Origin of the sequence: Pseudomonas protegens (assembly GCF_003363755.1) — a bacterium.
GTDB lineage: Bacteria > Pseudomonadota > Gammaproteobacteria > Pseudomonadales > Pseudomonadaceae > Aquipseudomonas > Aquipseudomonas danubii.
Genome location: NZ_CP031396.1, coordinates 3584285 through 3596959, shown reverse-complemented (window position 1 = coordinate 3596959; position 12675 = coordinate 3584285). Strand labels below are relative to the sequence as shown.

The following is a 12675-nucleotide window of genomic DNA, read 5'->3' as shown; positions in this document are numbered from 1 at the left end:
AGGCGGGATTAGAAGCGCGCTTTGGGCGTCGCCACGGGGATCGGATGAGTGCCATCGAGCGGCAGGAAACAGCCCTTGTCCGCGTCGTAGGCCTTGATCGAACTGGTCTCGATGTCGTAGACCCAGCCATGGATGAACAATTGGCCGTTGGCCATGCGCGAAGCCACCGAAGGGTGGGTGCGCAGATGCTGCAACTGGGCGATGACGTTCTCCTCGGTCAGCACATGCATGCTGGAGGACTCATCGGCGCAATCGCAGTTCTCGTGGACCATGGTCCGCGCCACTTCGGCGTGCCGCAGCCAGGCCTTGACCGTAGGCATTTTCTCCAGGCTTTGCGGATTGAGCACCGCCCGCATGGCGCCGCAGTCCGAGTGCCCGCAGACGATGATGTGGTGCACCCCAAGGGCCAGCACCGCGTATTCGATCGCCGTGGAAACACCCCCGTTCATCTGCCCATAGGGCGGCACCACGTTGCCCACGTTGCGGGTCACGAACAGGTCGCCGGGAGAGCTCTGGGTAATGAGTTCGGGAACGATGCGCGAATCCGCGCAAGCAATGAACATCGCCCTTGGCCGCTGGGCGGTGGCGAGTTTCTTGAACAGTTCTTCCTGCTGCGGGAAGACTTCATGATGAAAATGCAAAAAGCCGTCAACGATATGCTGCAGCGCTGCATCGGCGGTTTCGGCAACCTCGGTGGGTGCGGGAGCCGACGCAGCCAACGGCTGTTTATCCTTGTCACTCATGATTCAGCCTCTCTGTCGGATTTGGTGAATTTTCCAGAATTATCCGGCACGACGCCAGTAATCGATTAAAAAATAACCGGGGCGCCGACCGCGACCCGTCGGTCACTTGATGGGCAAGGTAGCGCTAAAAACTTAACTCAAACTGAATGGAACGCTCTAGAACGCCACTATGGGCGATGTCAAAAGGTGACCAGCGGACCTCCGTCAGCAACATCCGCTAGGCAACCATAGGCCAATGCTTCTCACAGCAACGACATCTGCCCCCCCGGCGGACAGAAGGCCGAGCAATCAAGATCGAAGCCCGCGCGCCGATCGAGCCCCAGGCGCTTGAGCGCCTTGGCGAAACGCTGGGCCAACAGGTCGGCGAAGGGTCCCTCACCGCGCATGCGGCTGCCGAAACGGCTGTCGTAGAGCTCACCACCCCGGCTCTGGCGGATCAGGCTGAGCACATGGGCGGCCCGCTGCGGGTAATGCGCCGCCAGCCACTCCTCGAACAGCGGCGCCACCTCCAGGGGCAGGCGCAGCATCATGTAGGCCGCGCTCTGCGCCCCGGCGGCATGGGCCTCGCTGAGCAGGCTTTCCAGCTCGCTGTCGTTGATCATCGGGATCATCGGCGAACACAGCACCCCCACCGGAACGCCCGCTTCACGCATCACCCGGATCGCCCGCAAACGCGCCTTGGGCGCCGCCGCCCGGGGTTCGAGAATGCGCTTCAACTCATCGTCCAGGGTGGTCAGGCTGATCATCACCGCCACCAGCCGCTGCCGGGCCAGCTCGGCCAGCAGGTCCAGGTCCCTCAGGATCAGCGAGCCCTTGGTGACGATGGTCACCGGATGCCGATAGCGCAGCAGCACTTCCAGGGTGCGTCGGGTCAGTTGCTGCTCACGCTCGATGGGCTGGTAGGGGTCAGTATTGGACCCCAGGTTGATCGGGGCACAGCGATAGCCGGGCTTGGACAGTTGCTGCTCCAGCAGCGCGGCGGTGTTGCTCTTGGCGATCAGCTTGGTTTCAAAATCCAGCCCCGGGGACATATCCCAATAGGCATGGCTGGGCCGCGCATAGCAATAAATGCAGCCGTGCTCACAGCCGCGATAGGGGTTGATCGAGCGATCGAAGGGCAGGTCAGGCGAGGTGTTGCGGGTAATGATGGATTTCGCCGTTTCAAAACGCACCTCGGTGCCCTGGGTCAGCGGCACTTCCTGGTACCAGCCGTCGTCCTCGGCCACCGAACGATTGGGCGCGAAACGATTGTGCGGATTGCTCGCGGTACCGCGACCACGGGGAGGCAGGGGGGTGAACATGGGAGCGCTCCATTACTGTATGCATACACAGTAATGGAGCCGGATTTATCTGACCAGCACCGCCGGACCGAAACCCACCCCCTGCAAGTGAACGCTCCCCAGCGCACACAGGCCGCACCTTCGCCGGCAAGCCGGCTCCTACAGGTTTGTGCCGTTGGGGTATAAGGCAGGCTCAAAGAACAGGAGCGCAAACATGCCCAGGACACCTGGCAGGCTGGAAAAGATCTTCTACGCAGCGGATGCCTACCTCCCCAGCTACGAACAAGGCGCCGACCTGATCATCGTCAGGGCGCCCGATGGCCAGCTCTGGGGCGTGGCCTGCGAATTCGAGCTGTGCACCCAGGACATCGAAAAGGCCGCGGTGAACAACCAGCAACCTTTCGATGAAGCGGACCCGAAGTTCGCCGCGGTGCGCTGGAGCGCCCACCACAATGGCATCGGCCTGCTCCCCGCAAGCTGGGAAGACCTGATGAACGCCGGACTGGCGGACTGCATCGCCGGCTATCAACTGGAAAGCCGCTTGGGCATCCAGCGCTTTACCCAGGACTGAACAGCCACCGCCGGACCGACGCCCGCAGCGGGCGCCGGCCTCGACGCTAGCGACCAGTGAACGGCCCCAAATCATCGTTGGACGTGCTCTGCAGGTCGCCATTGCGCAACGCCGCCACGTCCCCGGCCTTCACCGCCGACGCCTGGTTGCCCCAGCTGCCGCGGATGAAGTTGACCACATCGGCCACCTCCTGGTCCGACAGGCGCCAGGCGAAAGGCGGCATGGTGAAGGTCGACGGCGCGCTGTGGGTGGCCGGCAAGGTGCCGCCCTTGAGCACGATGTGAATCAGCGAGGTGGCATCCGCCGATTGCAGCACCGGATTGCCCGCCAGCGCCGGGAACACCCGGGTGTAGCCCTGGCCGTCGGTGCGATGGCAGGCTGCGCAGTTGTCGATGTACACCGCCGCACCGGGCTGGCTGTCGTCACCTTTCCACAAAGCCTCAGCCACCTGCTGGTCATACGAGTGCGGCTGATCCTTGGGATCATTGGCCGGCAGCGACTTGAGGTAGCGGGCAATCGCCGTCAGGTCGGCCTCGCTCATGTACTGCATGCTGTGCACCACCACATCGCTCATGCCGCCAAACACCGCGCTGCGATCGCTGCGGCCGGTCTTGAGGAACTGCACCAACTGCTCTTCGCTCCAACTGCCCAGGCCATCCTTGTGGTCACCGCGCAGGCTCTTGGCGATCCAGCCCTCCAGCGGCGCACTGCCGGACAGGAAAGCACTGCCGTCGCTGGCGCTCAGGGCCTTCTCCTGCATGGTCAGGGCCCGGGGCGTGTGGCAGGCCCCACAGTGGCCCAAGCCCTCCACCAGATAGGCACCGCGGCTGATCACCGGATCGCTGCCGGTCGCGAGCGCCGGGGTCTCCACGCTCGGGGCGAACATCCAGCGCCAGATCGACAGCGGCCAGCGCATGCTCAGGGGCCAGGGAATGTCGCTGTCCTGGTTGTCCCTGGCCACCGGCGCCACGCCCTTCATGAAGTAGGCGTAGAGCGCCTGCATGTCGGCGTCGCTGACCCGGGCATAGGACGGGAAGGGCATGGCCGGGTACAGGGTACTGCCGCCCTTGGCCACGCCATGGCGCACGGCCTGGTCGAAGTCCTCGAAGCTGTAGTCGCCGATGCCGGTCTTGTCCGGGGTGATGTTGGTGGAATAGATCACCCCGATGGGGGTTTCCATCGGTAGCCCGCCGGCGAACGGCTGGCCGTCCTTGGCGGTGTGGCAGGCCACGCAGTCTCCGGCGCGGGCCAGGTATTCGCCCTGTTGCACCAGGGCCTGCTGATCCGCTTCGGCGGCGCTGACCGAGGCGCTGCCCAGCAGCGCCAGGGTGGCGATAACGAGTGCTTTCATGGTCATCGCTCCTTATGCCTGCACCAGCGGGCCGGGGTTCTTCAGGTACTGCTCGCGGATCGCCCGGGCCGACCAGTAGGTCAACGCCGCCACCAGGCCGGTGGGGTTGTAGCCCAGGCCTTGAGGGAAGGCCGAAGCCCCAGGAACGAAGACGTTGTGCACGTCCCAGCTCTGCAAGTAGCGGTTCAGGGCACTGGTCTTGGGGTCGGTGCCCATGATCGCGCCACCGTTCAGGTGCGTGGTCTGGTAGGACGCGGTGTTGAAGTGCTCCCCTACCTGCTTGCCCAGCCGGGCAATGGCCTTGGGATTCATCGCCTCAGCGATCTTGCCCATCTTCTCGACCATGAAGCGGTTCATCTTGATGTCGTTTTCCTGCCAGTCGAAGGTCATCCGCAGCAGCGGCAAGCCGTAGGCATCGCGGTACACCGGGTCCAGATCCAGGTAGTTGCCACGGTAGGACTGATGCGCGCCGTGGGCGTCCATGGATACCTGGTGGGTGTAGTAATCGGCAGTGGCCTTCTTCCAGGCGCTGCCCCAAGTCGGGGTGCCCGGTGGGTTCGAGGTGCCGGCAATCGGCCGGCTGCCGGCCTGGTTGACCCACATCGGCGAGCCGCCGACGAAACCGTGCGGGCCGTGGTCGAAGTTATCGGCGTTGAAGTCGTCCACCGCCACACCGTTGCCGCCAGCGCCGATGAAGTTGTTGGTGTGCACGTCCTTGTCGAAGTAGGCCTTGATGGTGGCCATGTTCTGGTAGGCGAAGTTCCTACCCACCACGCCTTCGCCGCTGATCGGGTCGTAGGGTTTGCCGATGCCCGACAGCAGCATCAGGCGCACGTTGTGCAACTGGAAGGCGCCGAGGATCACCAGGTCCGCCGGCTGCTCGATCTCCCGGCCCTGGCCGTCGACATAGGTGACGCCGGTGGCGCGGGTCTTGCTGCTGTCGAGGTTGACCTTGAGCACGTGGGCGTTGGGGCGCAACTCGAAATTCGGCAACGGCTTGAGGGCCGGCAGGATGTTCACGTTGGGCGAGGCCTTGGAATACATGTAGCAGACGTAGCCGCTGCAGAAGCCGCAGAAATTGCACGGGCCCATTTGCGCGCCATAAGGGTTGGTGTAAGGCCCTGAGGTATTGGCCGACGGCAGGTTGTAGGGCTTGTAGCCCACTTCATGGGCGGCTTTCTGGAACAGCTGTGCGGAATAGGTGTTTTTCTGCGACTCCAGGGGGAAGTGGTCCGAGCGATCCGGTGCATAAGGGTTGCCGCCCTTGCCGTCGCCCACCAACTGGCCCTTTACGGTCCAGGCCTGGCCTGAGGTGCCGAAGACCTTTTCCGCGAAGTCGAAGAACGGCTCCAGCTCTTCATAGCTGACGCCGAAGTCCTGGATGGTCATGTCCTTGGGGATGAAATGCTTGCCGTAGCGCTCTTCGTAATGACTGCGCATGCGCAGTTCGATGGGGTCGACGCGAAAGTGCACGCCAGACCAGTGCAGGCCGGCACCGCCCACGCCGTTGCCCGGCAGGAAGGCGCCCAGTTGCCGGTTGGGCAAGGCCACGTCGTTGACGCTGTGGCGAATGGTCACCGTTTCTTTGGAAATGTCCTGGAAGAGTTTCTTGCGCACGCTGTAGGTGAGCTCGTCGATCACCTGGGGATAACTGCCGTCAGGGTAGGTGTCCTGCATTGGCCCGCGCTCCAGCGCCAGCACGTTGAGCCCGGCTTCGGTCAGTTCCTTGGCCATGATCGCGCCGGTCCAGCCGAAACCGACGATCACTGCGTCGACCTTCTTCATCACTGTTGCCATGCTCAAGCCCTCTGGCCGCGAATCGATACTGCCGGGAAGGGGTATTGCTCGTTGCGCTCCACCCAATCCATGAAATCGGCGCGTGCGCCGGGAAAGCCGATCAGGGTCCAGCCCACCAGGCCTTGGTTGCCACCGTGGATCGGATCGCTGAAGAAGCCTTCCTTGGTGTTTTGCAGCAGCAGATTGAAGAAAAGCTTGGCCGGGACCGCCTCGAACTGCGGGGTTCCGGCCTCCAGCTGCTTGAGCAAAGCGTCTCGGGTAGCGCTGTCTTGCGCAGCAAAAACTTGACCCTTGAGGTCTTTGCACCATGCATCCACAGCGGCAATGCCCAGGCGATAGATCTCCTTGGGCACCAGCTTGCTCTGCCAACCCATCTCCGGTGCGGCGTCGGCCTTGAACGGACCTTGCATGTACCACAGGGCGCCGGCGGCGTAGGGGGTGTTCATTTGGCGGTCGATGTACTCCGGCACCCCGGCTTCCAGGGCACCTGGCCCCATTTCGTCCGCCGGGATCAGGCGCTCTACCGCCGCCTTGATGAAGGCCCACTCTTCGGCGCTGAAGTAACTGGGCTCATAGTTCTGGCTGCCGCTGGGCAGCTTGCTCGGCGCCGCCGGCCTGGCAGGGGCGGCCGTCTCGGGCGCGGCCGCCAGCATGGAACTGCCCAGGCCGGTACTGGCGACAGTGACCACAGGGATCAAGGTCAAGGATTTACGCAAAAACTCACGCCGCGGGTTGTCTCGATCTTGATCAGACATGGGTGCACCTCATCAGGCATTGATGGAAAGGTCAGCCGCGTCATGGCGCGACTTTGTGTTTTGGCAACGCAGAAGGCCGGGCAAGACCCGGTTTTTATGAGCACATCAGCAAAATTTGGTTACAAATGGTAGCAGGCTAAGCATTTGGATGAACCGTTTCAGGCGAAAAAAAGATCAGAAGCGGCGGAAAATTACGTATCAGCTTCACGTTTCTCTGACAGTTGGCTCACGGGGCTTTGCTGGCCAATGGCGGCTGCAGCACCCGTGTGTTCGCCACCTGCTCGGTGAAAAGCTGGTTCGAAACGGTGGGGGTCAGGAGGCCGCGTAGGAGCGAGCTGGCTCGCCAAAGCCCACGGGGCGAAGGAAGGATGGCGAATCGTTTCGCCGGCAAGCCGGCTCCTAACAGGGAGCCGGCTTTGTCTGGCGTGGTCAGTCGGTTTTTTTCTTCAACTTGGGGTTGGGGAAGAACTGCACCGATTGCACCTTGGTGTCGGCCACCTTGGGCGTCGCGCTGTTGACCCGGGTCCCGAGTTCCTTGGGCACCGACAGGCCCTGCTCGTTGAGGGTGTCGGAGTAGCCACAGGCCACGCACTCGCGATGGGGTACGTCGTCCTCACTCCACATCATCAGCTTGTCCTGCTCACTGCACGCCGGGCACACCGCACCGGCGATAAAGCGTTTCTTGGTCTTCACGGGTGCGTCACTCATGCTGCCGCGTCCTCGCTGAGGCCGCTGTGGCGCAAGAGTGCGTCAATCGACGGCGCCCGTCCGCGGAAATCGACAAACAGCACCATCGGCTCCTGGGAGCCGCCACGGGCCAGGATCGCCTCGCGGAACGCCCGCCCGGTGGCCGGGTTGAGCACGCCGTCTTCCTCGAATTTGGAGAAGGCATCGGCCGACAGCACTTCCGCCCACTTGTAGCTGTAGTAGCCCGCGGCATAACCGCCGGCAAAGATGTGGGCGAAGCTGTTGGGGAAACGGTTGTAGGCCGGCGGACGCATCACCGAGACCTCGTCACGCACGGTTTCCAGCACTTGCAGCACGCTGCGGCCATCGCCGTGGGTGGCATGCAGTTCGAAGTCGAACAGCGAGAATTCCAGCTGGCGCACCATCATCAGCCCGGACTGGAAGTTCTTCGCCGCCAGCATCTTCTGCAGCAGGTCCTGGGGCAGCGGCTCGCCGGTTTCATAGTGACCGGAGATCAGCGCCAGGCCTTCCGGCTCCCAGCACCAGTTCTCCATGAACTGGCTCGGCAGCTCCACCGCGTCCCAGGCCACGCCGTTGATACCGGAGACCCCGGCATGCTCGACCCGGGTCAGCAGGTGGTGCAGGCCATGGCCGAACTCGTGGAACAGGGTGGTGACTTCGTCGTGGGTCAGGAGTGCAGGCTTGCCGCTGTCGGCCGGGGTGAAGTTGCACACCAGGTTGGCCACCGGGCTCTGCAACACACCGTCAACGGTGCGGCGACGGTCGCGGGCACCGTCCATCCAGGCACCGCCACGCTTGTTGGAGCGGGCGTAGAGGTCGAAGAAGAAACGGCCGACGTGCTGACCGTTTTCCTTGATTTCGAACAGGCGCACGTCCGGGTGCCAGCTGTCGAAGCCCTGCTGCTCGGCAATCTCGATGCCGTACAGGCGCTGGACAATGGCGAACAGGCCGCCAAGTACCTTGTCGATGGGGAAGTAGGCGCGCAGGGCTTCCTGGGACACGCTGTAACGCTGCTCGCGCAGCTTCTCTCCATAGAAACCGCTGTCCCAGCTTTGCAGGTCGGGGCAGCCCTGTTCGGCGGCATAGGCCTTGAGCTGTTCCAGGTCCTGAGCGGCAAAGGGTTTGCTGCGCTTGGCCAGGTCCCGCAGGAAGCTCAGCACCTGATCGCTGGACTCGGCCATCTTGGTGGCCAGGCTCAGCTCGGAAAAGCTGGCAAAGCCCAGGAGCTTGGCCAGTTCCTGACGCAGGTCGAGGATCTCTTCCATCACCGGGCCGTTGTCGTGCTGACCGGCATTAGGGCCTTGGTCCGACGCCCGGGTGCAGTAGGCGGCATAGACCTCTTCACGCAGGGCACGGTCCTGGGCGTAGGTCATCACCGCGTAGTAGCTGGGGAATTCCAGAGTGATCAGCCAGCCGTCCAGGCCTTTGGCCTGGGCCGCGGCGGCCATCTGCGCCTTGGCCGAGTCGGTCAGGCCGGCCAGGGCCGCTTCGTCGGTAATGTGCTTGGTCCAGGCCTGGGTGGCGTCCAGCAACTGGTTGGAGAAACGGCTGGCCAGCTCCGAGAGCCGGCTTTGTACCTCTGCGTAGCGCTGCTGCTGCTCCGGCGGCAGGTCGATGCCCGACAGGCGGAAGTCCCGCAGGGAGTGCTCGAGGATGGTTTTCTGCGCCACGTCGAAACCGGCGGCTTCGGGGCTCTTGGCCAGGGCGTCGAAAGCCTGGAACAGCTCGCGGTTCTGGCCCATTTCCGTGGAGTAGGCGCTCAAGGCCGGCAGACAGGCCTCGTAGGCTTCACGCAGTTCGGCGCTGTTGCACACCGCGTTGAGGTGGCTGACCGGGCTCCAGGCCGCACTCAGGCGGTCATTGAGCTCGTCCATGGCCAACACCAGACCGGCCCAGGTGGGCTGGGTGGCTTGGGTCTTGAGGATTTCAGCGATGGCGGCGCGGTTGTCAGCCAGGATCTGTTCGATGGCCGGTTGCACATGCTCGGCGCGGATCGCCGAGAACGGCGGCAGGTCGTAGGGCTGCAGAAGAGGGTTGTTCACACTCACGGTGGGCACCTTGGCTGGAAGAAACATGCAGGGAAACGTAGCACCATCTTAATTACAATGAGCAGCCACCGCAGCTATAGCCCCCATTAATAAATCTCAGAGAGGCATTCGCACTTGGCCATTCGCAGCTATCAGAACCACACCCCGAGCCTGGGCGAACGGGCCTTTGTCGACCACTCGGCCGTGGTCATCGGCGACGTCGAGATCGGCGCCGACAGCTCGGTCTGGCCCCTGACGGTGATCCGCGGCGACATGCACCGCATCCGCATCGGCGCGCGCACCAGCGTGCAGGACGCCAGCGTGCTGCACATCACCCACGCCGGCCCCTTCAACCCCGACGGCTTCCCGCTGCTGATCGGCGACGACGTGACCATCGCCCACAAAGTCATGCTCCACGGTTGCCGCATCGGCAGCCGGGTGCTGATCGGCATGGGCAGCATCGTCATGGACGGCGCGGTGGTGGAAGACGACGTGATCGTCGGCGCCGGCAGCCTGGTGCCACCGGGCAAGCGCCTGGAAAGCGGCTTTCTCTACGTCGGCAGCCCGGTGAAGCAGGCGCGCCCGCTGACCGACAAGGAGCGCGCCTTCTTCACCTACAGCGCCGCCAACTACGTGAAGCTCAAGGACCTGCACCTGGCCGAAGGCTACGACCGTCCCTGATCTGCTACTGACTGCCGAGGAATTGCCATGCATTACCAAACCGTCCTGTTCGACCTCGACGGCACCCTGACCGATCCCCGCGAAGGCATTACCCGCTCGATCCAGTTCGCCCTGGGCAAGCTGGGGATCGACGAGCCGGACCTGACCCGGCTGGAGCACTTCATCGGCCCGCCGCTGTTACAGGCTTTCATGCAGTTCTACGGTTTCGACGAAGCCCGGGCCTGGGAGGCGGTGAACTTCTATCGCGAACGCTTCAAGGTCACCGGCCTGTATGAGAACCGGGTCTTCGACGGGGTCGCGCCGCTGCTGGAAACACTCGGTGGGCAAGGGCGCCAGCTGTACATCGCCACCTCCAAGCCCTGGGTGTTCGCCCGGGAAATCGCCCGCCACTTCGACTTCGCCCGGCACTTCAGGGTGATCTACGGCAGCGAACTGAACGGTACCCGCACCGACAAAGTGGAGCTGATCGCCCATTTGCTGGAGCAGGAACAGCTGGACCCGGCCAGCACCCTGATGATCGGCGATCGCAAGCACGACCTGATCGGCGCCAAGCGCAATGGCCTGGACGCGGCGGCGGTGGGGTATGGATTCGGCAGCCGTGAGGAGCTGAGTGCCGAAGCTCCGGCCTATCACTTCGAGACGCTGGCCGAGTTGCATCAGGCGTTTTTGCGGCGTTAGAACCGCTGTTCGCCGGCAAGCCGGCGCCTACCGGTCAGGGGTGGGATCCGGCTTGGTGGATAAGGCGCTCTGCAGCCTGAGCAAATCAGCCTTGCGCTGCTCGGCCGGCAGGCGCCCCAGTTTCTCCACTGCAAGGAAGAACGCCGGCCAGTCGCCATTGACCTCCTTGAACAGCGCGGCAAACGCCGGCACCCATTGGTCGTACAGACCGAAGGGCAGCAGCCGGGCGTTGTTCAACGGTGCGTTGATCCAGGCGTCATAGCGCTTGGAACCGGCCCACTCGCGGTCCCGCAGCTGCCGATAATCCCGGCGCAGCACTTCGAACTCCTGGGCCTTGCGCTGGCGCATCTGCTCGGCGGACAAGGGTTGGGCATACAACTGCTCCAGGCGTTTGCGAGCATCCAGCAACAGCTGGATGAACTGATCCCGTTGACGGACATCAGCGTTGTCCTGAGGCGGCAACCCACGATAGGCCCGCCACTGGCGGGTGCCTTCCTGCTCGACGAAAGTGGCGAAGGACTCATTGAACTCGGTGTCGTCCTTCACATAGAAGCGCTGGTGCGCCAGCTCGTGGAAGATCAGGGTCGCCAGACGCTCATCGCCCCAATGCATCATCGAACTGATGATCGGGTCATCGAACCAGCCCAGGGTCGAATAGGCCTCCACCCCGCCGATCGCCACGTCCATGCCTTTTTGCCGCTGCAGCGCCGCCTCGCCCCGGGCGGCGCCCTGGCTGTAGTAGCCGCGGTAGGCCACGCAACCGGCAATGGGGAAGCAATGGGTCTGCGGGCTCAGGGAAAACTCCGGGGTCGCGAACACGTTCCACACCACATAGGGCCGGCCGATGTCGACGTACAGCCGGTAGCTGTTGTTATCCGGCAGGTGCAGATGCTGGCTGGCAAAGGTACGGGCCCGTTGCGACTGGGCCAGATGGGCCCGCAGGGTCGGGTCGCGGGTAGGGTCGGCGACCACCTGGGCCACCGGCGTGCGAGCCCGCAACAGGTGCATCTGGCCGCTGGCCAACTGGCTGTAGTACGCAACGCTGCTGCAACCGTTGAGCAGCAAAATCGTCAGGGCCGCAAACAAAAAGCGCAAAAGAGGATCAAGTAACCCATGGCTTGAACGCGGCCTATTCAATTGGAATCATCCACAGAGAGTCTGCCCGCAAGACTATCTCGCCAGCCTGGAGTTTCGCCATGTGCGTGTTACTGCCGACGGCCGTACTCTTGTCTTTCGCCGGCGGCGCCGGACTGCCCGAACCGGCCCCGGCGCAAGCCAGGATCGACCTCGAGCCCCCCGGGACCGCCACCTGCTGGCTGATGAGCAACACACCCTGCTAGCAGCGGGCTGCCAGCGCAATTGATCGGCGCTATGCTGAGGGCCTTTCGCTTATTCGGCCTCCGTCATGCGCCCACTTCTGTTGATCCTTGCCCTTGCCACCCTCAGTGCCTGCAGCACACCCCTGCCCAGTGTCGATCCGCAACAGGCCTGGATCGACCTGGCCACGCCGACGCCGGGGGGCAAGCTGGTCATGGCCGAACGCCTGGACAACCAGCGCCTGCGGGACGGGCGTTTCTTCCAGGTCAGCCCCGGCAGCCACGAGCTGATGGTGCGTTTCGACTTCGAGGTGTTCGGTGGCGGCATGGGGATGACCACCGATCCCCAGGAGCGACTGTGCTACCTGAGCCTGCGCTACGACCATTTTGAGGCCGGCCAGCGCTATCGCCTTGAGGCGCGCAACCTGGCCTTCACTCCCAGCGCCCGGCTGTACAACGCCAAGCGCGAGATCGTCGCCGAGGAGCGCCTGATCAACTGCGTGCCGTGAGCCGGCTCAGCGATCGTTCTTCTGATAGATGATCTTCTTCGTGCCGTTCTCACAGCTGCCGACCACCATGTTGTTGTCGTGGACCTCGTCGTTGGTGACGATTTCCAGCGTGTAGGAGGCAACGCCCTGGGCCTGGATCTTGGCTTCGATCTCAGCCTTGAGTTCCTCGCAGGGCTTGGGGGCGGCGAAGGCCGATGTGGCCAGCGCACAGCAAACAACCGCCAAGGCAAAACGTTTCATGATCTCAAGCTCCCTTGCT

13 protein-coding genes are annotated in these 12675 nt (G+C 63.5%); 4 read left to right on the top strand and 9 right to left on the bottom strand.

Going from position 1 to position 12675, the window contains the following annotated elements; all coding sequences use genetic code 11:
- Nucleotides 1–8 precede the first annotated feature (8 nt).
- Nucleotides 9–743, bottom strand: a complete 735-nt coding sequence (locus tag DWF74_RS16280; RefSeq protein ID WP_102862473.1) for a carbonic anhydrase — start codon at nt 741–743, stop codon at nt 9–11.
- Between the two features lie 242 nt (nt 744–985).
- Nucleotides 986–2044, bottom strand: a complete 1059-nt coding sequence (locus DWF74_RS16275) for a PA0069 family radical SAM protein (RefSeq protein ID WP_115581303.1) — start codon at nt 2042–2044, stop codon at nt 986–988.
- A 193-nt stretch (nt 2045–2237) separates the two neighbouring features.
- Here DWF74_RS16275 and DWF74_RS16270 point away from each other — a divergent pair, with 193 nt between their 5' ends.
- Entirely contained in the window at nt 2238–2594 is a 357-nt protein-coding gene (locus DWF74_RS16270) for a hypothetical protein (RefSeq protein ID WP_102862471.1), read from the top strand.
- 46 nt (nt 2595–2640) lie between these two features.
- Here DWF74_RS16270 and DWF74_RS16265 read toward each other — a convergent pair whose 3' ends face one another.
- The 5 genes from DWF74_RS16265 to prlC form a co-directional block, all read right to left on the bottom strand.
- The gene (locus DWF74_RS16265) at nt 2641–3945 is read right to left on the bottom strand and encodes a c-type cytochrome (protein WP_115581302.1); all 1305 of its coding nucleotides are present in this window, start codon (nt 3943–3945) and stop codon (nt 2641–2643) included.
- A 12-nt stretch (nt 3946–3957) separates the two neighbouring features.
- Nucleotides 3958–5742 (bottom strand): GMC family oxidoreductase, encoded by a 1785-nt coding sequence (locus DWF74_RS16260; RefSeq protein WP_115581301.1) that lies wholly within the window; start codon nt 5740–5742, stop codon nt 3958–3960.
- 2 nt (nt 5743–5744) lie between these two features.
- Entirely contained in the window at nt 5745–6497 is a 753-nt protein-coding gene (locus DWF74_RS16255) for a gluconate 2-dehydrogenase subunit 3 family protein (protein WP_102862468.1), read from the bottom strand.
- 429 nt (nt 6498–6926) lie between these two features.
- Nucleotides 6927–7205, bottom strand: a complete 279-nt coding sequence (locus DWF74_RS16245; protein WP_047290196.1) for a YheV family putative zinc ribbon protein — start codon at nt 7203–7205, stop codon at nt 6927–6929.
- On the bottom strand, nt 7202–9280 hold the full coding sequence (gene prlC / locus DWF74_RS16240) for an oligopeptidase A (RefSeq protein ID WP_162884101.1): 2079 nt from the start codon (nt 9278–9280) through the stop codon (nt 7202–7204). Before prlC ends, DWF74_RS16245 begins: the two co-directional genes overlap by 4 nt.
- 87 nt (nt 9281–9367) lie before the next feature.
- On the opposite strand from prlC, the gene DWF74_RS16235 reads away from it, so the two are divergent.
- Both DWF74_RS16235 and DWF74_RS16230 read left to right on the top strand, forming a co-directional pair.
- Complete coding sequence (locus DWF74_RS16235) at nt 9368–9913, top strand: gamma carbonic anhydrase family protein (RefSeq protein ID WP_047306753.1); 546 nt, start codon at nt 9368–9370, stop codon at nt 9911–9913.
- Between the two features lie 27 nt (nt 9914–9940).
- On the top strand, nt 9941–10591 hold the full coding sequence (locus DWF74_RS16230; RefSeq protein WP_115581300.1) for an HAD family hydrolase: 651 nt from the start codon (nt 9941–9943) through the stop codon (nt 10589–10591).
- A gap of 27 nt (nt 10592–10618) precedes the next feature.
- On the opposite strand, the gene DWF74_RS16225 is transcribed toward DWF74_RS16230, so the two are convergent.
- A complete protein-coding gene (locus DWF74_RS16225) occupies nt 10619–11728 on the bottom strand; it encodes an aminopeptidase (RefSeq protein ID WP_115581299.1) in 1110 nt (369 codons plus the stop codon).
- A gap of 268 nt (nt 11729–11996) precedes the next feature.
- Here DWF74_RS16225 and DWF74_RS16220 point away from each other — a divergent pair, with 268 nt between their 5' ends.
- Nucleotides 11997–12416 (top strand): hypothetical protein, encoded by a 420-nt coding sequence (locus tag DWF74_RS16220; RefSeq protein ID WP_102862464.1) that lies wholly within the window; start codon nt 11997–11999, stop codon nt 12414–12416.
- A 6-nt stretch (nt 12417–12422) separates the two neighbouring features.
- Here DWF74_RS16220 and DWF74_RS16215 read toward each other — a convergent pair whose 3' ends face one another.
- Complete coding sequence (locus DWF74_RS16215) at nt 12423–12656, bottom strand: DUF1161 domain-containing protein (protein WP_102862463.1); 234 nt, start codon at nt 12654–12656, stop codon at nt 12423–12425.
- Between the last annotated feature and the right edge of the window lie 19 nt (nt 12657–12675).